Source organism: Laspinema olomoucense D3b, assembly GCF_025370785.1.
Lineage (GTDB): Bacteria > Cyanobacteriota > Cyanobacteriia > Cyanobacteriales > Laspinemataceae > Laspinema > Laspinema olomoucense.
In genome coordinates this window covers 59,181-82,915 of record NZ_JAMXFA010000019.1, presented here as the reverse complement: position 1 = coordinate 82,915, position 23,735 = coordinate 59,181, and the positions used below count along the sequence as shown (strand labels likewise).

At 45.7% G+C, this 23,735-nt stretch carries 17 protein-coding genes; 7 read left to right on the top strand and 10 right to left on the bottom strand.

Translation table 11 applies throughout. The annotated features are described in order from the left end of the window. Positions 1-118 precede the first annotated feature (118 nt). The 9 genes from NG792_RS15720 to NG792_RS15680 all read right to left on the bottom strand — a co-directional run bounded on the left by NG792_RS15720 (position 119) and on the right by NG792_RS15680 (position 10,658). On the bottom strand, positions 119-700 hold the full coding sequence (locus NG792_RS15720) for a slr1658 family protein (RefSeq protein WP_261236002.1): 582 nt from the start codon (positions 698-700) through the stop codon (positions 119-121). A gap of 724 nt (positions 701-1,424) precedes the next feature. Then, a complete protein-coding gene (aroF, locus tag NG792_RS15715) occupies positions 1,425-2,297 on the bottom strand; it encodes a 3-deoxy-7-phosphoheptulonate synthase (protein ID WP_261197863.1) in 873 nt (290 codons plus the stop codon). A gap of 546 nt (positions 2,298-2,843) precedes the next feature. Then, positions 2,844-4,136, bottom strand: coding sequence for an ABC transporter ATP-binding protein (locus tag NG792_RS15710; RefSeq protein ID WP_261236001.1), 1,293 nt, complete (start codon positions 4,134-4,136; stop codon positions 2,844-2,846). Then, positions 4,136-4,981 carry an ABC transporter permease gene (locus NG792_RS15705; RefSeq protein WP_261236000.1) on the bottom strand — a complete coding sequence of 282 codons (846 nt, stop codon included), beginning with the start codon at positions 4,979-4,981 and terminating at the stop codon, positions 4,136-4,138. Before NG792_RS15705 ends, NG792_RS15710 begins: the two co-directional genes overlap by 1 nt. Positions 4,982-5,113: 132 nt before the next feature. Next, on the bottom strand, positions 5,114-6,187 hold the full coding sequence (locus NG792_RS15700; protein WP_261235999.1) for a glycosyltransferase family 2 protein: 1,074 nt from the start codon (positions 6,185-6,187) through the stop codon (positions 5,114-5,116). 78 nt (positions 6,188-6,265) lie between these two features. Beyond that, positions 6,266-7,561: a glycosyltransferase gene (locus NG792_RS15695; RefSeq protein WP_261197774.1), complete on the bottom strand. Its 1,296-nt coding sequence runs from the start codon at positions 7,559-7,561 to the stop codon at positions 6,266-6,268. A gap of 166 nt (positions 7,562-7,727) precedes the next feature. Further along, entirely contained in the window at positions 7,728-8,693 is a 966-nt protein-coding gene (locus NG792_RS15690) for a glycosyltransferase family 2 protein (protein ID WP_261197773.1), read from the bottom strand. A gap of 981 nt (positions 8,694-9,674) precedes the next feature. Next, on the bottom strand, positions 9,675-10,082 hold the full coding sequence (locus tag NG792_RS15685) for a ribonuclease HI family protein (protein ID WP_261197772.1): 408 nt from the start codon (positions 10,080-10,082) through the stop codon (positions 9,675-9,677). Positions 10,083-10,193: 111 nt separating this feature from the next. Further along, on the bottom strand, positions 10,194-10,658 hold the full coding sequence (locus NG792_RS15680; protein ID WP_261197771.1) for a hypothetical protein: 465 nt from the start codon (positions 10,656-10,658) through the stop codon (positions 10,194-10,196). Between the two features lie 135 nt (positions 10,659-10,793). Between NG792_RS15680 and NG792_RS15675 the strand changes: the two genes are divergently transcribed. The 4 genes from NG792_RS15675 (at position 10,794) to NG792_RS15660 (ending at position 18,255) form a co-directional block, all read left to right on the top strand. Further along, positions 10,794-11,444 (top strand): HAD family hydrolase, encoded by a 651-nt coding sequence (locus NG792_RS15675; RefSeq protein WP_261235998.1) that lies wholly within the window; start codon positions 10,794-10,796, stop codon positions 11,442-11,444. Positions 11,445-11,699: 255 nt separating this feature from the next. Continuing rightward, complete coding sequence (treZ, locus tag NG792_RS15670; protein ID WP_261235997.1) at positions 11,700-13,535, top strand: malto-oligosyltrehalose trehalohydrolase; 1,836 nt, start codon at positions 11,700-11,702, stop codon at positions 13,533-13,535. A 144-nt stretch (positions 13,536-13,679) separates the two neighbouring features. Beyond that, positions 13,680-16,475, top strand: coding sequence for a malto-oligosyltrehalose synthase (gene treY / locus NG792_RS15665; RefSeq protein ID WP_261197768.1), 2,796 nt, complete (start codon positions 13,680-13,682; stop codon positions 16,473-16,475). Positions 16,476-16,725: 250 nt separating this feature from the next. Then, complete coding sequence (locus tag NG792_RS15660) at positions 16,726-18,255, top strand: trehalase family glycosidase (RefSeq protein WP_261197767.1); 1,530 nt, start codon at positions 16,726-16,728, stop codon at positions 18,253-18,255. A 296-nt stretch (positions 18,256-18,551) separates the two neighbouring features. Here the strand turns inward: NG792_RS15660 and NG792_RS15655 are convergent, their stop codons facing one another. Next, positions 18,552-18,896: a DUF4342 domain-containing protein gene (locus tag NG792_RS15655; protein WP_261197766.1), complete on the bottom strand. Its 345-nt coding sequence runs from the start codon at positions 18,894-18,896 to the stop codon at positions 18,552-18,554. Between NG792_RS15655 and NG792_RS15650 the strand changes: the two genes are divergently transcribed. From NG792_RS15650 to NG792_RS15640, 3 genes are all read left to right on the top strand, one after another. Further along, positions 18,895-19,020, top strand: coding sequence for a hypothetical protein (locus tag NG792_RS15650; protein ID WP_261197765.1), 126 nt, complete (start codon positions 18,895-18,897; stop codon positions 19,018-19,020). The genes NG792_RS15655 and NG792_RS15650 overlap by 2 nt on opposite strands. Before the next feature lie 587 nt (positions 19,021-19,607). After that, positions 19,608-20,519: a hypothetical protein gene (locus NG792_RS15645; protein WP_261235996.1), complete on the top strand. Its 912-nt coding sequence runs from the start codon at positions 19,608-19,610 to the stop codon at positions 20,517-20,519. Between the two features lie 319 nt (positions 20,520-20,838). Beyond that, positions 20,839-23,376, top strand: coding sequence for a helix-hairpin-helix domain-containing protein (locus tag NG792_RS15640; RefSeq protein WP_261235995.1), 2,538 nt, complete (start codon positions 20,839-20,841; stop codon positions 23,374-23,376). The last annotated feature ends 359 nt before the right edge of the window (positions 23,377-23,735 follow it).

Below are 23,735 nucleotides of genomic sequence, written 5' to 3'. Positions count from 1 at the left end.
CTGGTCCTTCGTCAAGGCAGCACCTCTGATCACTTGCGCCTCGCTCTCTAGGAGCAATTGTCCCACCAGCCAAAGAATAGAATCAGATAGGGCTGCAAGTCTCGCGATATTAATGAGTCTATAATAAGAGCTGTACCATTGTGGTTACGGCGATCGCTTTTTGGTCCCCGTTCATATCCTGAAATTTCCACCCTATCTTAGCGTCATAGTCATTAATCATAGTCAGAAAACCCAATCCCGAGGTGCTGCTGCCACCCTCCTGGGCATTTTTTTCCAGTTGCTCAATGTAGAGTTGTAGGGGGTCCTCCGTGCTTAACCGCTTTAAAAATGCCTGAAAATCCGCCACTTTCTGCTGAGAAATACTATTAGTAGTCACAAAAATAATTCTTTCAGAATTTAAATGGAGTTGAATACTAATCGGATATCCCTGAGTCTCCACACTAAACTTCATCGCATTCTCTAAAAGCTCATTGGCAACATAGCTGACTGCACATTGAATTTCTGCTTTTTTATCCAGCTTTAAAGCGGTTTCATCGCTACTGGGAAAAAATGTAGTTAAATAGTCTGCTAGAAAATCCGCCGATAATCCATTGTTTCGCCATCGCTGTTTGAGGGGGAGCGAAGCAGGAGAAAATCCCAAAATCAAATATTCCGTTCCCGAGGGCAACTCCTCAATGAAGTCTCCAAATATCTCTGTCATAAGGGGGTTCTAGTGGCTAAATTAGTTATTCACAATTGGCACTTGGGTTACAGTACCACCAAAAAATAGAGCGGGGGATTCTTCAGCGGATTGGCTGGGGAACTGGATCAGGGGAGTGCGGGCTAGAGAACCGTCTTAACACCTGAAGGGGGAGGCACTATTTTTTGCCGGAATCGGGGCGATCGCAGTCTAATTCAGGAATATTTACCCTGAAGAATATCCTACTCCCTCGGAATGGGCCAGATTGTCGATGTCAAATCGGTGAGGTGTTGCAGTGGGACCATTCCTCATTTGTCATTTGTCATTTGTCGTTTGTCATTTGTCATTTGTCATTTGTCATTTGTCATTTGTCATTTGTCATTTGTCATTTGTCATTTGTCATTTGACCAAGGACTAATGACTAATGACCAATGACCAACGACCAACGACCAACGACCAACGACCAAGGACTAATGACTAATGACCAACGACCAACGACCAACGACCAATGACCAACGACCACTGACCAATGACCAATGACCAATGACCACTGACACTCATCCGTATCATAAACCTTTTGGGTAAATACACTCCGGCCTTGCGACTTATCCAAATGCTTGTATTGTATCCACAACTAATCCGGTGCGGCAACATCCCGCCACTAAGAGGTATTTTTATTTCATGTAGAAGGGGGAGACTCAGATTCCAAGGGGGAGACTCAACCCATCTGAGTCTCCCACTCCGGTTAAGCTGCCGATAATTCCCGCACAGGTTCCACCCCTGGCACGCGACGGCCTACAGCCTCTGCCACCAGTGCCAAACTCTGCACTAACTCTACCATTTCGGGGAGAGAAAGAGCCTGTCTGGCATCAGAAACCGACTGTTCCGGTTCCGGGTGACACTCAATAATCAACCCATCAGCACCTGCTGCTACTGCAGCCCTTGCCAATCCTGCTACCAATTCTCGCTTACCTGCGGCATGAGACGGGTCCACCATCACCGGCAAATGGGTAATCTGTTTCAGGGCCACTACTGCCCCCAAATCCAGAATATTCCGCGTGAATGAATCGAAACTGCGGATCCCCCGTTCACAGAGAATCACATCGGGGTTACCATGAGACAGGATATATTCAGCAGCAAACACAAATTCCTCCAGGGTTGCTGCCAGTCCCCGCTTCAACAACACAGGTTTACCCGCTTCTCCTAATGCTTTGAGCAAGTCGAAATTTTGCATATTCCGACTGCCTACTTGTAACAAATCGGCGTGGGCGACAATGCTTTCAATTTGATGAACTGACATTACTTCTGTCACCACGGGAATTCCATAGCGCTGACGCACTGCGGATAAAATAGTTAACCCCGCATCTCCCATGCCTTGAAACGAGTAAGGGGAGGTGCGGGGTTTGAAGACGCCACCGCGTAACATTTGCACGGGTGCATGGGCGAGGTGACGGGCGACGGTTTCCATTTGTTCAAGACTCTCTACGGCACAGGGACCGCCGATTATTAATAAGTCTTGGCCCCCGATAGTGGTGCGATCGCCTATGGAAATGGCGGTTTGCTGTGTGGGATGAGATTTGCTGACGAGTTTGGCATTTTTCATGGAATTACTCCTTATGTACAAATAATCAAGATGGACGATAAAAAAGCCCGGAACCTGTTTAAAGTTCCGGGCTAAGGCGATTTGGCATCATGACAAAACCTACCCAGAACTCTTTCTGAGCCAAAAGTAAAAGCCAAAAAACCAGTTAGGGAGATGGGATGTCATGGCGATCGCCTTTTTCCTTTGCGAGATAGTGCTTCAAACCAACAAAAAACCGCAGCGTTGCTTCTGCGGTTCACCAGCGGTTTCCATGTCAAAATGGATTCACTGCTGGTGAACCAAGGTAAACCAAAAATAAAAGAAGGGGCTGCGGTTTAACATGATGATGAGATTGATGAGTCAATTGAATGTAGTCCTAGATAGACTAAACCTAACAAAGCTCAAATCCAATGTCAACCCCCCAATCGGGATAACTTTTAGCCCGGATTTCTACCTATTACGGGGAGGAGTGTTCCTTTATAGATAGTCCTATCCTCGTGAGGGGGCGATCGCCATGTCACAAGGAAAAGCCCCCCTTCTTAAGGGGGGTTGGGGGGATCAATCCGGTATTTTGCAACCGATCTAATCTTGATGATGAAGCACTTTCCAACTCCGGGGCTGATAAAACTGACATCGGCTGGTTACTTTATTGGATTTGACCGTAAATCTAAATGATTCTACAATATCCAAGGATTTCACCCCGGTTCTGATATAAATTTTGGCACTATATGTACCGGGCACTAAACCGCAGTGCGGCAAGTGCATCTGAATTTCCACTCGTCCTGGGGAGATTTCCAACAACTCATTATCACTGGCTGTCGTGAGATATAACACATACTCGCGATCGCCTCCTAATCCGGTGAGCAAAAACCCCAAATTGGCATTATCAAAATAGCCGGATGATTTACATTCTACGGATAAATAAGCCGGTTCCCCAGAATTGAGATATTCTAAAATATTGCCCGTTTCATCTTTAAAACAAACCTGGGTAATATCTAATCCCATGCTTTCCTGGGGGGATTTTGCCGGGAGTACCATTGCGCCGTTTGCTTTATCTGTGCCACTCAAACAAAGATCTTCCTCATAGTGACGAATCACCGACTCAGTTTCTCCCGAGGTAATTAGTTGCCCTTTTTTCAAATAAATCGAGCGATCGCAAACATTTAGCAAACTGTGGGAATTATGGGACACCAGAATAAAAGCCGTTCCCGTTTCCCGCAATTGCGCCAAGCGGCGATGACATTTAATTTTAAACTTGACATCTCCCACGGCTAACACTTCATCAATCAGCAAAATATCTGGATTAATATGCGCCGCACAAGCAAATCCTAATCGCGCCGCCATCCCAGAACTATAGGTTTGAACCGGCGCATCAATGGCATCGGCAATCTCTGCAAACTCCACCACTTCATCAAATCTTTCCTTGATTTCTCGGGTGGGTAACCCTAAAATTGACATATTGGCATAAATATTTTCTCGCCCGGTTAAAATAGGATTAAATCCCGCTCCCAAGGCAATTAAGGGGGCAACGCGGCCTCTAATTTTGACCGAGCCGGTGTCGGGATGAATTAACCCACTAATAATCCGTAATAGGGTACTTTTTCCAGCTCCATTTGCTCCCACTAATCCCAGGGCTTCCCCCCGTCTGAGTTGGAACTCAATATCCCGCAGCGCCCAAAATTCCCCCTCTCGCAGCACATCGCTTTTTCTACCTCCTCCGATTAATTCAGCGGCAATATCTCGCACCCCATAAAGCAAAGATTTCTTTAAATTTCGGCAAAATTTCTTAGAAAGATTTTCCACGGAAACCAACAACTCAGCATCATCGGAAGTGGGAGGGGTAAAATTTTGTTGTTTCAATTCTTCGACTATCATCAGGAACTCACTCTTTCGATCGCAAATGGCAAGGCAATTCGGAATCCCACCCAAGTTACCATTAATCCCAGTAAAGTGAACACACTGGCAATCCAAAAACCAGTCTGCTGGGACAAGATTCCCGTGGTGGCTAACTCTCGGGTGGTGACGAGTAAGGGGGTGACGGGATTCAGTTTGACGATTGTCGCAAAGGTTCCTTCATGGGGAACGGGATAAACCACTGGGGTGATAAATAACCACAATCCCGTAAGCATGGTTAATCCTTTGGAAACATCTTTATATAAAAGACCCAGGGGTGCTAATAGAATGCCCAAAAATGTCCCTAGTAAAATGAGATGAATTAAGGCAACGGGGGCTAAAATTACCGTCCAACTGACGGGGACTTTAAATATTAGAAATAAAGCGCAAATTAAAATCATTTTTATGCCAAAGTTAAACCCCACTTCTCCTAATTTTGCTAAAATTAAGGCTTCCCGGGGAAATTTGACTCGGGCTAACATGGGTTTAGCATCGGATGAGGCTTGAACGGGACCTTGTAAGGATTCTACAAAAGTTTGCCACAGGGCGGTACTAAACATGACATAAGCGGGATAGGGAAGGTCGGTTTCTCCAATGGAAATGGCTCTAGCATTTCCTGCTAAAGTAAATCCTACTGCCATTGCGATCGGGGGAATAAACGCCCAGGCAATTCCTAGAAAGGACTGACGATATTGAGCGCTAATATCCCGAACCATCAGCCGCCATGCGAGCGATCGCCCTGCCAGCAAATCCCGCCACATTTGGCGGAACATTCGTTTCGGATCTCGGAGTTCACTCCGGGGAGTATAAATGTATTCGGGTCGCATATTTGGTTTACTAACTGGACATAAGAAAGAACTGGGAGGGGAAACAAAGGGGCGATTCTCGTTCCGAGACGCTTCGCGATCGCCCTCTGAGAAATTGCTTTTTTTGCAGGATTTCAGGATGCTATAAACTACTTACGATTGAGATAATGAGGGCGTGGGCAATTCCTGTTCCTCCGGTAGAGTTTTTGTTGCCATCAGAGGTTTAATTTGGATTGGCTCAGATTCTTGTTTGAGGTGGCGATCGCTTAAATAACGGTTAAGCAACTTATCCAAAGGATAGAGAATCGTCCGCTCAAAAAAGCCACTTTTAATCCCAAATGTCAACCGTTCACTTAACGGCATCAAAATTGATTTTCTGCGCCGCCATCCCATCCGTTTATACTTGACTTGAAAATAAGCATCTTCGTCTAAATTCCATTTATCCCGTAAGCGATGCAAACTATTCAACTGCCAAGCATCACTCCAGCGCAGCATATAGAAGGGTAAATCGGTCCATTCTAGGGGAGGACCGGGAACATAAGTCACCAGGGATGCAGGCTCAAAATAGACGGTTTCCCCGGCTTCTCGGACACTCATACAGAAGTCCAAATGTTCTTTGGTATTCAGCATCGCTTCATCCAGGGGTCCGAGGCGATCGAATATCGAACGACGCACCAAAACACAATGAAATTCAGCCAGTTCCGTTTCCTGTCGCTGGAGTTCGTCGCGCACTTCAGCCACCCGCTTCCCTTGCTTATACATTTTTTCCCGCAGTCGGCGTCGGGGACTCTCCCCATGATTATCCGTCCAAATATGGGACTCTCCTCCAGCAAAATGGATGATTTCATGAACAGGTTTATCTTGACACATCAGGGGACCGACGACGGTAGCATTCGTTTCTTCCGCACAGTTAATCAATCGTTCTAACCATCCAGGACTGACAATGACATCGTTATCTAGGAAGGCGACATATTTGGTTTTAACCTGACTCAAGCCTAGATTGCGACTCTTATTCGGGGATAAATAGCGATCGACTCGAATGAGGTGAAACCCGTGCAAGCAAGCTTGTTCTTCTAAATACTGGCGCACTCTTGCAGGAGAATTGCCATCCACATAGACTAATTTAAAGGGAATATCCGTGTATTGATAAATACTTTCCAGGGATTCCCTGGTGCAACTAAATCGTTCCCGAGGAACAACAACAAGGGTCACTTGAGGGTCAGTCATAGTTAGTTTGTCCTGTGATTGTTAATTAAAAAATTGCAAAATTGCGCCGATTTGCACTAAAAAATTAAGTGCTTTAGATTATTCATTTTGAATGGGAATCAACTCAGAGGTGTAGGGAGACTGGGCTGTGCAGGGGGCGTTGAGTGCCTGCTGATAAATATCTACGAGGCGATCATTTAGGGGGTTAATATTGTAGTGCGTTTCTACTTCCCTGCGCCCTGCTTGACCCAGTTCTTTCCAGCATTCCGGATGCTCAATCAGGAACTTGATTTTCTCTGCTAATCCCTCGGCATCTCGTTCGGGAACTAGAAAGCCCGAAATCCCATCTCGAACTAATTCGGGAATCCCTCCATGATAGGTACTAATCACAGGCAATCCCATCGCCATTGCTTCTTTTAAAACATTAATTGGCGCATCGCAGTCGCCATCGGCAGCAGTGACACTGGGTGCCATAAAGAGATGAGATTTGGTTAAAATTTCTTGAATTTCTGGCTGAGTTTTCCAGCCGACTAACTGGACTGAATTTTTGACTCCTAGTTGGGCAATTAATTGTTTTAATTTTGCTTTTAAAGGGCCGTCGCCAATAATTTTATAAGTTAAATTAGGATATTCGGGTAGCAGTTGAGCCACGGCACGAATTCCGTACTCAATTCCCTTTTTTTCACTCAGTCGTCCCGTAGTGGCAATGCAGATTTTTCCATCCGTAGGAGGACGAGGGGGGGAGAATGTAAAGTCCCGAGGTTCTAGTCCGGAACGGACCACAGCGAGGCGATTAGGGTCACAGCCAATGCGGATGAGTTCCCGTTTGAAATAGTCGCAGTTGGTCATAAAAAATTCGCCTTGTTGAAACAGGGGTTCATAAACGCGATCGCCATGTTCGCGCAGGTAAAGACTAATATCAAATCCCCGAAAGGTTGTAACTAATTTAGCCGAAGGAAAACAGATATCCCGAAAAGAAATTCCCCGTAATCCCAGGTCCCCAAATTGACAGTGAATGATGTCATAAGGTTCTTTATCCAAGGTGGGGAGGGCGACATGGAGTAACCAGAAGGTTGCCGCTGGGGTGCCATATTTAAAAACGTTGAGCGATCGCCACACTACTGCGGGATTTTTAAAGAAATTCGTGGCGAATAATTTCACCCCATTCAGCCAACGGACTGCGTAATTTGAGCTAATTTTCGGCAAGGGATAGGTGCGATCGAGCAGGTGATATTTCTCTACATCCGGATGCACCTTTTCCAAATTTTTGGCAGGGATACCTTCGAGGGGATAAATATCCACCTGATGATTCCGATCAATCAATCCCGTAATCTGATTCAGGATGAAAGTTTGGGATAATACTGGAAAATGGCGGACAATCAAAGCTATTCTCATCGTTGTTTCTCATCCCGGGATGTTCAGCTAGATTTTTGCAACAATTTTAATCAGTTCTTTAGGAGTTGGCATTAGGGCACAAGCTTCAGCCCGCCCGGACTTAGGTTTAGAATAGTAAAGCCTCCGCCGTCCCCCGAGTTTTTAAAATGCCCTGCAATGACGGAATTTATGCATTTTCTCTCGGTTGACTCCTGTTTGAGTTAACGGGACGGCTCAATTTAATTCCAATGGCTTCTCCCATAAATTCGCTAATAAATAACCTGCTTTTTTCTCCCGCTTTAACCAGCTTTATCCACATTAGAATAGTCATAAACTCTAGTTTGTAGGGTAAATCATTGGGCCTGTTGTTATTTCCAATTTTAAACCAGATTCGTAACGGCGGCTTTAAATCGGAGAGAATAAACTTGAGGAGAACTAAGGGAAAATTAGGTCGATGGCGATTGAGATCATAGGTTGCCCTTGCCACCCTTCTCACCTTTTTCTGGAGTTTTTGCACCGAATCGCGGGCGGGATGACAGATAGCAGCATCAGCGGCATAACTTTGGGCGTAACCCGCAGCAAAAACGCGTTTTCCCCATTCGCGATCGCCCCCAGATTTCAGCATTGAGTTAAATAACCCGACTTGCTTAAACACTTGCTTATAAGTAAAAACATTGGCCGTTGCCGCAAATTGTTCATATTTTAGATAATATTCTTGCTGCAAAAAGAAAAACTGATCGTAGAGTTCGGCAGCGTTTGGACGGTGGGGATTTTTAAAGGAAAACAGCACATTACCTCCCACCAATCCACAATTAGGAACCCCTAATAAATGAGCCGTTCCCTTCTCCAACCAATCTGACTGGGGAATACAATCAGCATCCGTAAATGCCAGCACTTCACCTTTAGCGTGTAAAATTCCTTTATTGCGGGCGGTATAGGAACCCGGAGAAGGTTCTAGGAGCATTTTCGCTTGCTTAAAGTGGCGAACCACTGGCTCAATACTTTCATCAGATCCATTGTCAATCACTAAAACTTCATAAAGATGTTTAGGATAAGTCTGGTTTTCTAATGCCTCCAAACACAGTTGAAGTCGTTGGGGATCATTTAACACGGGAATGATTGTGGAAACAAAGGGTTGAGTTTGCTGATTCATTCTTTTTCTCGGATTAACCAAAGAAGCGTAAGGATTGGCAAGTCTAGTTCCCTTTGGGCAATATATAAAGTTACCCCTAGGAAGGAGTTTCCGCTACAAGGCAGATGCTCCAGGAGTAGCGATTGTCCGTAAGAGTGCAAATCTCCCGAGGGGCGATCGACCAATTCTGCTATTATCTCTCCTGGCTTATCTACTCCCGATTATCAGGATGAACCCTTTTGAAATGGATAAAAAAGAGAGAGCAAAAAGGTCTGGGAAACTACTTTAAACAGGTAATTATAAGAATTGACGCTGTAAAAAACTTACACCGATTGTATCCACCCCCGACACAAAAGCCCTCTACCTACGGGATGAATTACTAATATTTTACATGGCCTATCCTACCTTTAAGCCTGCCCTGCCACCCTATCCTATCCCCTGCTCCTAGGCGATTTGCTGCTCCAGAGTTTTTACTATTTTTAAGGAAAAATCAGTGGATTGTGGGCGAAAATCTATCGAGTCCCTACCCCAAATCTGGGAAGATTACTATAGAGATTTTTTTTACCGAGGTTTCGCCATACCCCTGATAGCCGCCCTGATAGCCGCTTTCCCAGTTTCAAAGAGCGCTTTTTTTAAGATATCTTAACCCGAAGTTAGCTTAATCTCTATTTCCCCGGTGAGTTGAGAGGTAATCTATCAAAAGAGGTAAGCCGAGGGGATTTTAAAATTGAGCCTAATCCGTCAACCCTCCTGGGGTAGAGAGGGACCCATCTTTGCTCTTTTGGGATTCTAAATCCCCCTCCAGCCTGGGCTCAGGCTACCCTAATTCACCCCGGTTTCTGGTCTACTGACAGTCCAATTCTGTACGGGGTCTAGATCGGAACGAGCCGGTGAAATCGTGAGGTTGAAGTTAGATCCGAACCGACTTGCTTTGTACTAGATACCCAGTTAAGAAATGACTGAATTTAGGTTAGTTTTTATTGGGAATAAATAGTCATTGAGTTAGGCTTGGTATTCGTCTATGGCTCGATTGGCTTCGGCGTCGGCTAGGGCGTTGTCGGCTCTGCGGACGTGTTGCGGGGGGGCGTAGCTTTCAAATTGATTAAGCAGGGATTTTACTTGGTCATAGAGGGGTTTTAATTCGGGTTTTTTGACCTGGTATTGGCCGAGGAGTTGTTTGACCATGAGTTCGCTATCGGCGCGGAGTTGGACGCGGGTTGCTCCCATTTCTAGGGCTGTTTTTAGGCCAAGAATAGCGGCTTGATATTCGGCTTGATTGTTGGTGGTTTCGCCTAGGTATTTACAGACTTTGTTCAGGATATTTCCCTGTTCATCCAGGAGGACTGCACCAGCTCCTGCGGGGCCGGGATTACGGCGAGAGGCTCCGTCAGAATAGATTGTGATATACATGAAAATTACTCCTTTAAGGGTGAATAGGTATTGTACGGCAAAAGGGAGGGGCGATCGCAATTTTTTGAGGCAAAATTAGAGGGAGGGGTGGAGAGGCGATCGCCCTCTAGGTTAAGGATATTCAACAATTAAGGGTCCCTGCGGGAGCAAGCGGCGATCGGCATGAGCTTTTTTATTGAGAGCATGAAAAGAGGCAATGGGAATCTGTTCACTCACCGGCAATTCACTCAGGTTTTCCACTTCCCAAAATACAGCCCAGGTGCTTTTATCCAGTTGCGCTGAATCGGGGCGAAATCGCTTTTCCCCAGGATATCGACCGCGCCGGGAGGGCTGGTGTCCTTGATAGATGCCGTGCCATGCTACGGACATCAGAAGAGGTTTATCTGAGTCAGAATGGGAGGGGTAGATAAACACTTCTACCGCTAGACCTTTTCTAATTTCATCCGCTTCCCGAAACAGTTCCCAGGCATCACTTCCAAAGACAACTTTCCCCTCGCGATCGCAAGTTTCCTTGCCGGAAATTAAGTGGGGTTCGGGAACAGGGGCCAGAATGGCCAAGGCTTTAGTGATGGTCATTTAATTTAATATCCTTAGATTTTCAGACTCAAAGGTTACTGGGTTGTCATCCCCGAGTTTGTCAGTTTCCTAAGCAGGTTATTCAAAAAACTGAATTTTCGGCTAATCTCAGTTTACTGGCTTTCTGGAGAAACAATGATATCCGCATTACTTTTTGATTTAGATGGAACCCTCTGCAACACTGACCCCACTCATTTTGAAACTTGGGTGCAACTGTTGCGGGACTATGGGATGGAGATTGATGAAGTCTTTTATCGAGCGCGGATTACCGGACGGCTGAACGAGGCAATTATTCAAGATTTGTTACCACAACTTTCCCCGTCCGAGGGGAAGCAGCTTGCGGATGAAAAAGAAGCGTGTTTCCGCAAACTCGCCTCAAAACTAGAGCCATTAGCGGGGGTATCCAATATTTTAGCCTGGTCTGAGGAACAGGAATTATTGCGATCGCTCGTCACGAATGCTCCCCCGAAAAATGTAGAATTCATGTTACAAGTGTTGGGATTAACCGAGATGTTTGAATCGGTAATCTTAGCAGAAAATTTACCTGCTGGCAAGCCCGATCCGCTCCCTTATCGAATGGCATTGGAAGGATTAGGGATTTCCGCATCGGAGGCGATCGCCTTTGAGGATTCTCCCTCCGGGATTCGCTCAGCGGTGGGGGCCGGTATTTACACCATTGGCATTGCCTCAACTCAATCGCCGCAGCACCTCAAAGATTTGGGTGCGTCAATGGCGGTTCCTGATTTCACCGACCCGGAACTGTGGAAGTTGCTGGAAACGATTTAGAGGGTCTTCTCTTCGCTTCTAGTTTGGCATTGAATTGCATTGTTTTATCGGTCAAAAACAATGCAATTGTTTTCTCTGATACCATTTAGCCGATACCTTCTGAATGCGATGGTATTGTAAACGAATTTGCCCCTTAAATCTTCTCTCTTTAGAAAGATGCAACGTTGGCCTGTTTGCAGCAATAATCAGGATTGAGTTTATTTGAGACTTGAAGGGTCTATATCCCACTCTAATCAGTAGGTTCTATTAAAACGTATGACGGTTACACTAGGTTCTAATTATTTGGGAAACGATCGCTGTGAGTTTACGGTTTGGGCACCCACCCTTAAGGAAGTAGCGGTGGTGATTTCTGACGGGAAGGAACAACGGGCGATCGCGATGGAACAGCAAGCGGAAGGATACTGGAAGGCAACTGCCGAAGGGATTACACCCGGGACTCGATATTTCTATCGCTTAGACGGGAACCTGATGAGACCCGACCCTGCCGCTCATTTGCAACCGGATGGGGTACATGGAGCCTCAGCCGTAGTAGACCCCAAAGCGTTCTCCTGGAGCGATCGCAGTTGGTGTAATCTTCCCCTGGAAGAGTATATCATCTATGAACTGCACGTTGGTACATTTACCCCAGAGGGAACATTTGAGGCGATTATTCCCCGTCTTGGAGTTCTAAAAAATTTGGGAATTAACGCCATTGAAATTATGCCCGTTGCCCAATTTCCTGGCGATCGTAACTGGGGATATGATGGTGTTTTTCCCTACGCCGTCCAAAATTCTTACGGAGGACCTGATAAATTAAAAGAATTGGTTGACGCCTGTCATCAACAAGGCATCGCCATCATCATTGATGTGGTTTATAACCACCTCGGTCCTGAAGGCAATTATTTAGGAGATTTTGGTCCCTATTTTACTAATAAATATCGGCCCCTTTGGGGAGATGCCATGAATTTCGATGAAGAGTACAGCGATGGAGTTCGCAATTACTTCATTGAAAATGCTCTTTATTGGCTGCGCGATTATCACATCGATGCCTTACGATTAGATGCAATTCAAGCCATTTTTGAAATGGGAGCGCGGCCCTTTTTGCAGGAACTTTCCGCTGCGGTGGCGGACTTGTCTAAGCAGGAAGGACGAAAATTTTATATAACGGCGGAAAGCGATTTAAACGATGTTCGGGTTTTGCGTCCCCAAGAATTGGGAGGTTATGGACTTGACTCCCAATGGTGTGATGATTTCCATCACGTTTTGCATACATTGCTAACAGGAGAAAATGACCGTTACTATCAAGATTTTGGGCAAATTACACAGTTGGTTAAATCCTTTAAAGAGGGGTTTGTTTATGATGGACTATATGCTCCTCATCGCAAGCGCCGACATGGAAATTCAGCAAAAGACCAACCGGCTCATCAATTTATTGTATTTTCTCAAAACCATGACCAAACCGGGAACAGAATTGGGGGCGATCGCCTTTCTACTTTAATTTCCTTTGATGGATTAAAACTAGCAGCAGCAACCGTTTTACTCTCTCCCTTCTTACCCTTTTTATTCATGGGAGAGGAGTATGGAGAAACCGCCCCATTTTTGTATTTTGTCAGTCACTCCGACCCCGATCTAATTGAAGCCATTCGCCAAGATAAAGAAAAAGAATTTAAACACGCTTTGAAGTCCGGAAAATTTAACAATCCTCAAGATGTTAATACCTTCGAGAAATGTAAGCTCAAGTGGGAAAATTATCAACAAGGTCAACACCAGGTCCTCTGGAACTTTTACCATCGGTTAATTGAACTACGGCGCACAGTTCCTGCCCTGAAAAACCTCAGTAAAGAAACCCTAGACTGTGGCTGCCTGGAAGCTGAAAATCTCCTATTTGTCCGGCGATGGACGGAAAATAGTCAAGTTTTCTATGTGATTAATTTCAGCACCAATTCGGTCAGCTTTGAACCGAAGATTCCCGAGGGAAATTGGCAGAAAGTCTTAGATTCCTCTGAAGAAAGTTGGAAAGGTCCAGGGTCGTCTTTACCCCAAGGAATTGAACCCCAACAGTCCCTTTCAATTCCCCCTTTAACCGTCGCGGTTTATGAAATTGCTGGATAAAAAAAACATCCCCCTTTCTCGTTCCCAGGCTCTGCCTGGGAATGCAAAATAGGAGGCTCTGCCTCCTATCTACTCAAGCCTACAAAATAGCTTGAGATTAGAACAACTTGCCAACCCGTTTATTTTAGCATAAAAAAATCAAACATGAGAATTCCCCAAGCAACTTACCGAATTCAATTTAACTCTAAATTCCAGTTTGCCGACGCCGAAAAGATAGTCGAATATCTAGCAGATTTAGGAATTTCTGATATTTACGCTTCCCCCATTTTCAAAGCGCGTCAAGGCAGTACCCACGGCTATGATGTGGTAGATCCTAATCAACTCAATCCGGAACTGGGAACTCCAGAAGCATTTGAGTCTTTAATAGAAAAAGTCCAAGGAAAAGACCTCGGATGGGTACAGGATATTGTCCCGAACCATACTGCATACGATAGCGAAAATTCCCTGCTAATGGATGTGCTAGAAAATGGGGCATCATCGGATTATTTCGGTTACTTTGATATTGCCTGGAATGCTCCTTATGGGGATATTAGTGAAGGGGTTTTAGCTCCTTTGCTGGGAAATTTTTATCAAGAATGTCTGGAAAATGGCGAAATTCAGCTTCACTATGATGCCACGGGGTTAACCGTCCATTATTATAGCCTTAAACTGCCGATTCGGATTGAGTCTTATGTGTCTTTTTTGACTCATAATTTAGGGCAACTGCGAAGAACCTTGGGGCGAAATCATCCCGAGTTTATAAAACTGCTGGGAATCCTTTACTTATTAAAAAGTATTCCCGCCGAAACTAAAGGGCGAGAACGGTATGATCAACTAACCTTTGTTAAAGGTTTATTATGGGAGTTGTATGACCAAAATCCCGATATTTGCCAATTTATTCAAGATAATTTAAAGGAATTTAATGGCACACCGGGAATACCGGAAAGCTTTAATTTACTGGAAGAATTGCTGCGGGAACAAGTGTATCGCCTGACTTTTTGGAAAGTGGGGGCAGAAGAAATTAACTACCGACGATTTTTTACGGTGAATGAACTGATTTCCGTTCGGGTGGAGAACCTACGGGTGTTTCATGATACCCATGATTTAATTGCAAAACTGGTTAAGGAGGGAAAATTTACCGGGGTACGGATCGATCATATTGATGGACTCTATGACCCTCAGCAATATTTAGAACGATTGCGAGAAAAGTTAGGGGATATCTATATTACCGTGGAGAAAATCCTGGAAATGGAGGAAATCATGCCCTCCAATTGGCCGATCGCCGGGACCAGTGGCTATGATTTTATGAATCGCCTCAATGGATTGTTTTGTAATGGGAATAATCAAGACCGATTCACGGAGATTTATGGCAAGTTTACGGGGTTAAATCACGCTTATAAAGACTTATTTTTTGAGAAAAAGCACCTGATTGTCGATCGCAATATGGCAGGAGATGCGGACAATCTGGCGAATTTGTTAAAATCCATTGCCAATCAATCCCGGGAGGGACGAGATTTTACCTTGTACTCCCTGAAACGAGCCCTGGTGGAGGTGCTAGTTGCGTTTCCTGTGTATCGCACCTATATTAATGGAGAGGGAGTCAGCAGTCGCGATCGCCACTATATCAAAGAGGTGATTGCTCAAGCAAAACAGCTTCTGCCATTGCAGGGAAAAGAGCTGGATTTTATTGAAAAATTAATGTTACTAGAAAATGCTGATTATTTAACGGAAGAAGAACGAGAACAGCGTCTTTATTCCGTGATGCGAATTCAGCAGTGGACAGGGCCTTTGATGGCAAAAGGGATTGAAGATACCCTATTTTACGTTTACAATCGATTAGTCTCTCTCAACGAAGTTGGGGGAGATCCGGCGAAATTTGGCCTAACCTTAGAAGAGTTTCATGAGTTTAATACTCAACAAAAAGAAAGTTGGATTCATAAAATGAATGCCACCTCAACCCATGATACCAAGCGGGGAGAAGATGTCCGTGCCCGCATCAATGTCCTGTCAGAAATTCCTGATGAATGGGAACAGCAACTCATATCCTGGCGGGAAATTAATCAAGGACATAAAACCAAACTCCCCGATAAAGTCGTCCCCACTGCCAATGATGAATATTTCTTTTATCAAACCCTCTTGGGAGCATTTCCCTTTGCCGAAAGCGAGTATTCCGAGTTTATCCAGCGGGTTAAAGATTGTTCAATAAAATCCGTGCGCGAGGCGAAAGTCCACACCGCTTGGTTGCGCCCAGATACGGCTTATGAAGAGGGATTTCAGGCATTTATTGATGCAGTGATGCAACCGTCGCCTGAAAATCCATTTTTACAAAAATTCCAGCCATTCCAACAGAAAATAGCCGCTTATGGGGTTTATAATTCTTTGGCTCAAGTGCTGCTGAAATTGACCACCCCAGGAGTACCCGATTTTTATCAGGGAACCGAATTGTGGGATTTAAGTTTAGTGGACCCGGATAATCGCCGTCCGGTGGATTTCGAGCAACGGATAGCAGCTTTACATGAGATTCGGACCCAAGCATCGGAGGATATTTTTGCCTTGATGAAGGAACTCCTTTCTCATCCGGAATCGGGCAAAATCAAACTGTTTGCGATCGCCCAAATTTTAAAGGCTAAATCTCAGGCGATTGAACTGTTCCAAATGGGAGATTACCAACCCCTCAAAGGGTCGGGAAAATTTAGCGAAAATGTGGTGGGATTTGCCCGATCGCAGGGAAACCAAGTGGCGATCGCCATCGCACCCCGCTTTCTCACTCATCTCATCCAACCGGGAAGTTTCCCCTTGGGAGAAGTCTGGCAAGACACCCATTTACAATTGCCTTCCGGACTCCCATCACAGTGGCACGATGCAATTTCTGGGCAACCCATTCAAACCGATGGCACTTTGTCAATTGCCCAAACCTTAACCCATTTCCCCGTCGCCCTGTTAATGAGTCAAACACCCTAATCATCGCAGACTCTGGGTGAGATTAACCCGGTTGCAACCCCCCAAGGGTGGATTTAGAGACGGAAAATTTTCCGTCTCTACCCGGGGTTGAGCAGCTCTATAAAATCGGAAGTTTATCATCCGGATAAGAGATTAGAGTCGCATTCCGGCAGTTTTTTGACCGGAACGCTACAATGGAGAAAAGTGCGATGCCTTAGATGGACTCGCCTTCTTTTTTTTAGTTTGAATTTAACATTAACTGGTGATAACAATGATAGCAGATGTCTTTCAACCCAACGAATTTCCCAGTCCCCGCCGCATTGCCGCGATGCGAGAATATATCAAGAAAACCTGGAAAACTCTCTATCGTTCCCATGCTCATATTTTAGAAGCTGCCAAAGATGAAAAAATCGGCCATACTGATGAGCAACGCTGGCCGATTTATATTTCTGCAATGGAGGATAAAAACCGGGTAGAAGCGGAATTTAAAAGCGTTTTAAGCTCCGAAGAATTTCAACAACTTGAAATTATGAGTCTACCCTCAGAAATCGACCAAATTACCGAGCATGGATTGCTGTATCTTCCCGGGGATTATGTGGTACCTGGAGGTCGGTTTAATGAAATGTATGGATGGGATAGTTATTTTATTGTCCTGGGATTGTTGCGGGATGGAGAAATAGAATTAGCCAAAAGTCAAGTGGATCAGTTAATTTATCAAATCGCCCATTATGGAACGATTTTAAATGCGAATCGGAGTTATTTATTATCCCGATCGCAACCCCCGTTTTTAACCCCGATGATTTTAGCAGTGTATGAGCATACCCAGGATAAAGACTGGTTGCGATCGCTCTTGGGGGCAGTAGAAAGTCATTACTATTACTGGATTGTCCCTCCGCACTTAAATCAATCCACGGGACTTTCTCGCTATTGTGCCTTGGGAGAAGGGCCCGCTCCCGAAGTGCTGGTATCAGAAACCGATGCTCAGGGACGAACTCACTATGATCGCATCCGAGAATATTATCGACGATTTGAAGTGATGGCGTATGATGTGAGCTTGTATTACAACAAGGAAACCGATACCCTGACTGACCTTTTTTATAAAGGCGATCGCTCCATGAGAGAATCGGGATTTGACCCCTCAAACCGTTTTGGTCCTTTTAATATCGATATTATTCATTATGCGCCAGTTTGTTTGAACGCATTATTATATCGAATGGAGCAAGATATTGCCAAAATTCTGACAATTTTAGGCAATTCGCAACTGGCAGAATCCTGGTGCGATCGCGCTCAAACTCGCCACCAGTTAATCGATAAATTCCTTTGGGATGAACCTTCCGGTTTGTACTTAGATTATAACTTCCGGACCAACGAACGCCGCCTCTATGAATTTGCAACAACCTTTTATCCCTTGTGGGTTGGACTCGCCTCAGAAAAACAAGCGCAACGAGTAGTAGAAAACTTGGAGTTATTTGAAGCCCCTGGAGGATTGCTCACCAGCTCTCACGTCACGGGGAATCAATGGGATGCCCCCTTTGGTTGGGCACCTTTAAACTTAATTGCCGTGGAAGGATTGTATCGCTATGGGTATCGCAGCGAAGGCGATCGCATTGGAGGCAAGTTCATTAATTTAGTCACCCAAGAATTTGAAAAAACCGGCACTCTTTTAGAGAAATATGACGTCCTCTCCTGTTCCTCAGAAGTTTCAAACGAAATTGTCTTTGGGTACAATACCAATGAAATCGGGTTTGGTTGGACCAATGGCTCAATTTTGGAACTGTTAGCCCAATCAAAGAAAATGTGAAAAAAAAACACCCTCTAGGGTGCGGTTAACCGGCTCAAACCCCCGAGGAAGGGTATTGTTTTGCCCGGACTTACCGCTGATCCTCCATACGGTATTGATAGAAAAAAACCGCACCCTCAAGGGTCTGGCTCTACGGATAAAGCCTGCCTACCCAGCGTCAGAGAAAAAGGGGTAATTTATGAATTACCCCTTTTCTTTACTTGAGCTAAATTATAAATCTCGGCTGAATTGGGTATAAAGTCAACCAATGACAAAATTTTAAAAGGCTACCTTAAAAAAGGGTGTTGGTAAGATGTCTAATCTTCTTTTTTCTCGACCACTAGGGTGAGACGAGCGACCATTGCGCCAATAGCACCAACCGCTGCAACGACGGGAAATAATGCCACCCCAATTGTTCCCCCGACGACACCAACGGTGAGGGGAATTTCAATTAAAGTGTGACCCTCTTCATTTTTAATGACAATCCGTCGGGCATTTCCTTGTTGAATCAGTTCTCTAACTTTTTTTACAAGGTCATCTCCATTAAGTTTAAACTCTTCAAGCCGCACGTTTGAATTGGTTTGTACTTCGGGGTCGATGGGGGTAACAGGGTCTGGGAAGGGAGTGCCGATGGGATCTTGTGGACGAATAGGTTCAGTCATGATAACCAGTCCTGTAAATGGAAGTATTCTTATAGTCTACCAAATGGTTTTAGGGATGAGTAGCGATCGCCCCAGGGTAAGCGATCGCCTGGAGGGTACAACAGGGGAATCCAGAGGGAGTTGAGTCTACTTCCCCGGTGACGGGAACGGGGGATTCCGAAGGGGGAGAGGGTTCGGAACCTTATCTATGGAGACTTGAGCCTATTTTCGCTACAATCATCACAGCAAAACAGAACAAACAAGGGGAGGGAGATCCAGGAGAATTGATGCAAAAGGAGGACGGGTTGCCTGGGATAGCACTCTTGACAACCGCGTGAGGGACAACGGAGGTTTTGAACACCTCTCCCTCGCACTCTCGGGCGTTACTACAGTAAAGGGTAGAAACTGGGTTTCTATACCGCATCGATACTTCCATTGCCACCATGAGGATAAAAAATCTGGTTTCTTGTCCCCTTGATTTAATCGGGATCTCATACGGGACTGACGCCCTACGGTTCAAAAGCGATCGCCATCGCTGAGGGGTCCAACCCTCTATCCAGCCAAGGGAAAAAACTCTCAGAACTCATTAATTTGGGAGAAACCTTCTACTGGATGGGGAGCAAGGGGTTAATTTTAAATCTCGATTTAAACTTAAAAAAAAGGCATCTCTACTTTAGGCAAATTAATCACTTTACTGGGTATCATTCCATGTCAAAGCGGGAGCATCTACTCATGCAATTTAGGCAACTTGTCAAACCGCATCATTGGCTTGAAATAACAGAACTTCTGTTATTAGTTGGGTCCCTGGCCGGGACGGTGGCAGCAGCGATCGCCAAACAGGCTGCCTACGCCGCCGCCCCAGTAACCCTTGCCCTCTGGCTAAATTTTATTAACCAAAAACGTCGAGAGGGACTTCACGAAGAGAAAATCCCCTCCGTTATTTCTGAAATCGACCTAAAATTGTCAGAATTAGACCGACAGTTAAAAGCTCTCCCTGAGCCAGTTACCATTAATTTAACAGAAGTGCATGAAGAATTATCCAAACTGAATAAATCCGTAACCATGATTGAGGGCAAAGCAGCCTTTATGACCTCAAAAGTTTATGATAACTTAAGTTTAAAAATTGAAGCCCTGCAAAAACAAATTTCTGACTTTACCGAACCTTTTGATCTAACCCGGTTTGAAGCCAAAATTGCCTCATTGAATGTAGCCGTCCAATTTTTAGCGCAACGCCCGATTATCGATTTGCAAGAGTTTGAGAAACTGCATCGTCAAATTTTGCAAGTCGAAGCCGATCGCCGCGAGGTCCTCTCTCCGTACCTTCAGCAATTGGAAGGGGAAATTCAAAAGTTACAACATACCGATCTGATTCTTACCCGGAAGGTGGATACCCTCACTCAAAAGTTTAATTCCCGACCGGAAATGGCCCAACTATCTAAATTAAGCCGCATCGTCGCCCGGTTGAGCGATAGTTTAAATCAAATGCAACAGACAGAAGCGATCGCCTCCCTCTATGAAGACATCTCCCGACTCTCCCGCGAGATCAACCAGTTAAAGCAACAATTAAAATCCCCACCCGAACTCACCTCGGTTCAGGAACTGCCCCGAAGTCAGCAGAATGATCCATTCGGGAGGGATCGGTAGGTAGATCGTCCTGGATTCAACCCCCGAAACCCTTCTCCCTCGCCTCTCTCCCTCTTCCCCCCTTCCCAGCATAAGCGCCCCTACCAACAGAATCGCCACTTATCCCCCCTGTAGTTTCTGTGGATTTAAGCGAGCAGGTTGGTGGCAAAATAGAATAGGCGTCTATTTTTATTCTTTTGGGGACTTAGAAGCCACCCAGTTTTCAATTAAAATAGTTTTTTCTATGCCAAACTTAATAGTTTAGCGTCGATCCCCGATCACCCGAGGATGATCCTCAAGGTTAACCAATAAAGAAAACGATTAGAGGAGGTAAAAAGAAGTGACGACCGATATTACCACAAAAGAAGTCCGAGCGCAGATCGAAGCAATAAAAATTAAAGTTGAACGCAACGGCCATTTGACCCCCATCGCCCAGATTGCACCCGTCGAGGTAGGAGGTACTAAAATCGAATACGCCACCTTCCTCGGCAGCGATCGCTTCACCGAGTTAAACCCCCAAATCGGCGATACCCTACTCCTGTGTCATGGGGGAACCGACAAAATGGCGGAAGTCGTGGGAGTCATTGCAGAAGAACGGTCTTCCAGCAGTCAACCCTTTAAAATGCCCACCCACTGCCCAGAATGCCGATCGCCGGTCATCCGGACCGCCGAGAATGAAATGAGCTGCATTAATTCCTCCTGTGCGCCCATTCTTCCCTACAGCCTGCTCAATTGGGCCAGCCGAGATGCAATGGAAATTAGCGGATTGGGAGAAAAACAGGCATACGAACTCATCCAACAGGGACTGGTTAAATCCGTTGCCGACTTGTACGAACTCAACGCCGACCAACTGAGCACCCTGGAACAGATGGGGAAAAAATCCGCGAAAAACCTGCTCAAGGCGATCGCCAAATCCAAATCCCTCCCCTGGTCCAGAGTCCTCGCCAGTTTGGGCATCCGCCAAGTCGGTCGGACCACCGCGCAACTACTCACCCACGCTTTTGCCACCGTCGGAGACCTCGCCAAAGCTGAAATCGCCGAACTAGAAGCCATTGAAGGCATTAACCCCGAAACCGCCCAGTCTGTCTATTCCTGGTTCCGGATTCAGGCCAATCAAACCTTAATTGATCGCTTATCCGCTGCCGGGTTGCAACTCCCCTCCGTGGCATTACCGGCAATCCTCGCTGTCCCCGTCGCCCCAGAAACGGCGACCCAGCAGGTCCAACCCTCCGTTGCACCCCCCGACAAAGAACCCGTTGTCATGCCTGCTCCTTCTCCCTCAGAAACCCCCGCTTATAAACAGTCTCAGGATGCGACTGCTCCAGAATTACAGCCCGCCACTGAACCCAAGGCTCAATTACAATCGGATTTAGAGCAAGCCACTCCCCCTTCGGGTCCATTGCAATCGGAGTTAGACGAGATTCGGACCCAGCTAGAACGGGCGGAACAACAAACGGCGCAACTCCAATCGGAACTAGAAGAAAGTCGGCAGCAGTTGGCACAGGCGAATCAATCAGTGTCCCTGGAGTCGGAACTGGCTCAAAAGAACACCGAACTCACCCAAGCTCAGGAGCAAACGGCTCAATTAAATGCTCAATTACAGGAAATTCAGTCTGCGTTAGAATCTTCTACTCGCCGGACTGAAGAACTCCAAACCGAGTTAAGGCGATCGCAACAACATTCAGGGGAATTAGAATCCCAACTGAATCAGGTGCGAACTGAGTTAACGCAAGCTCATCAAAATTCAGGGGAATTAGACTCTCAACTGAATCAGGTGCGAACTGAGTTAACGCAAGCTCATCAAAATTCAGGGAAATTAGACTCTCAACTGAATCAGGTGCGAACTGAATTAGAGCAAGCTCATCAAAATTCAGGGAAATTAGAATCCCAACTGAATCAGGTGCGAACTGAATTAGAGCAAGCTCATCAAAATTCAGGGAAATTAGAATCCCAACTGAATCAGGTGCGAACTGAGTTAACGCAATCGCAACAACATTCCGGGGAATTAGATTCTCAACTGAATCAGGTGCGAACTGAGTTAGTGCAAGCTCAACAACATTCCGGGGAATTAGATTCTCAACTGAATCAGGTGCGAACTGAGTTAGCGCAAGCTCAACAGCATTCCGGGGAATTAGATTCTCAACTGACTCAAGTGCGAACTGAGTTAGCGCAAGCTCATCAACATTCCGGGGAACTCGACTCTCAACTGAATCAGGTGCGAACGGAATTAGCTCAATCGCAACAGCATTCAGGGGAATTAGACTCTCAACTGAATCAGGTGCGAACTGAGTTAGCGCAAGTGCAACAGCATTCAGGGGAATTAGACTCTCAACTGAGTCAGGTGCGAACTGAGTTAGCGCAAGTGCAACAAGAGCGATCGCAGGTTCAATCCCACCTAGAGGAACGGGGGGAAAGATTGCAACAACTGGAAGGGGAGAAGCAGGACTTGCAACAGCAACTTTCTGAAACCCGGACCCAGTTACTGGGAGTAGAAGATCTGCGATCGCACCTGCAAACCGAACTTGCTCAAATCAAGGCAGAAAACGAGCGCGCGCAACAGCAGCGAGCCGACTTACAGACTCAGCTTGGCAAATCCCAGGCAGCACAGTCCCAACTCCAGGGGGATTTATCGGAAACCCAAGATAAATTACAGCGCGTCTTGCACGAGCAATCCCACGCTCAATCCCAAGTCACCCAAGCTAACCGAGAGCGATCGGAGGTGCTATCGCAATTGGAAGCCGCCAACAAAGAGCGATCGCAGCTAGAATCCCAACTCGCCCTCGTGCGATCGCAAACTCCCCTCTTAAAAACAGGAGTCGTTCTAGCGTTCCTCTTCGGTTCCCTAATTGCCTGGTTCTCAGCCTTAGCCATTTACTAACATTATATCCTTGACCAGTAATTCTAGGGCAATTGTATAAAGAGGGGTCTAGCAATAGTGCTAGACCCCTCTTTTTTTAGCAACCCCACCAGTCGTGATACCGAACCGGGGAAGAGAAGGACAGCAAGTTATACGGAATCCGATTGTGATAGGGCTATAAAAACCCGCACCCTCAAGGGTGGGTCTATACGGACTAAGCCTGCCTCCGCTTTTCTGGAGAGGAAAACAGGTCTTTGACAACCGGATTTAGTATTATGACATTGAACGGGCAAATGAGCGGGTTGTACGGAAAAATCAGGGTTTCAGGGACTATTGCCCTTAGTTATGTGAAAAGTGCATTGTTAAATTGCGTAAAAATC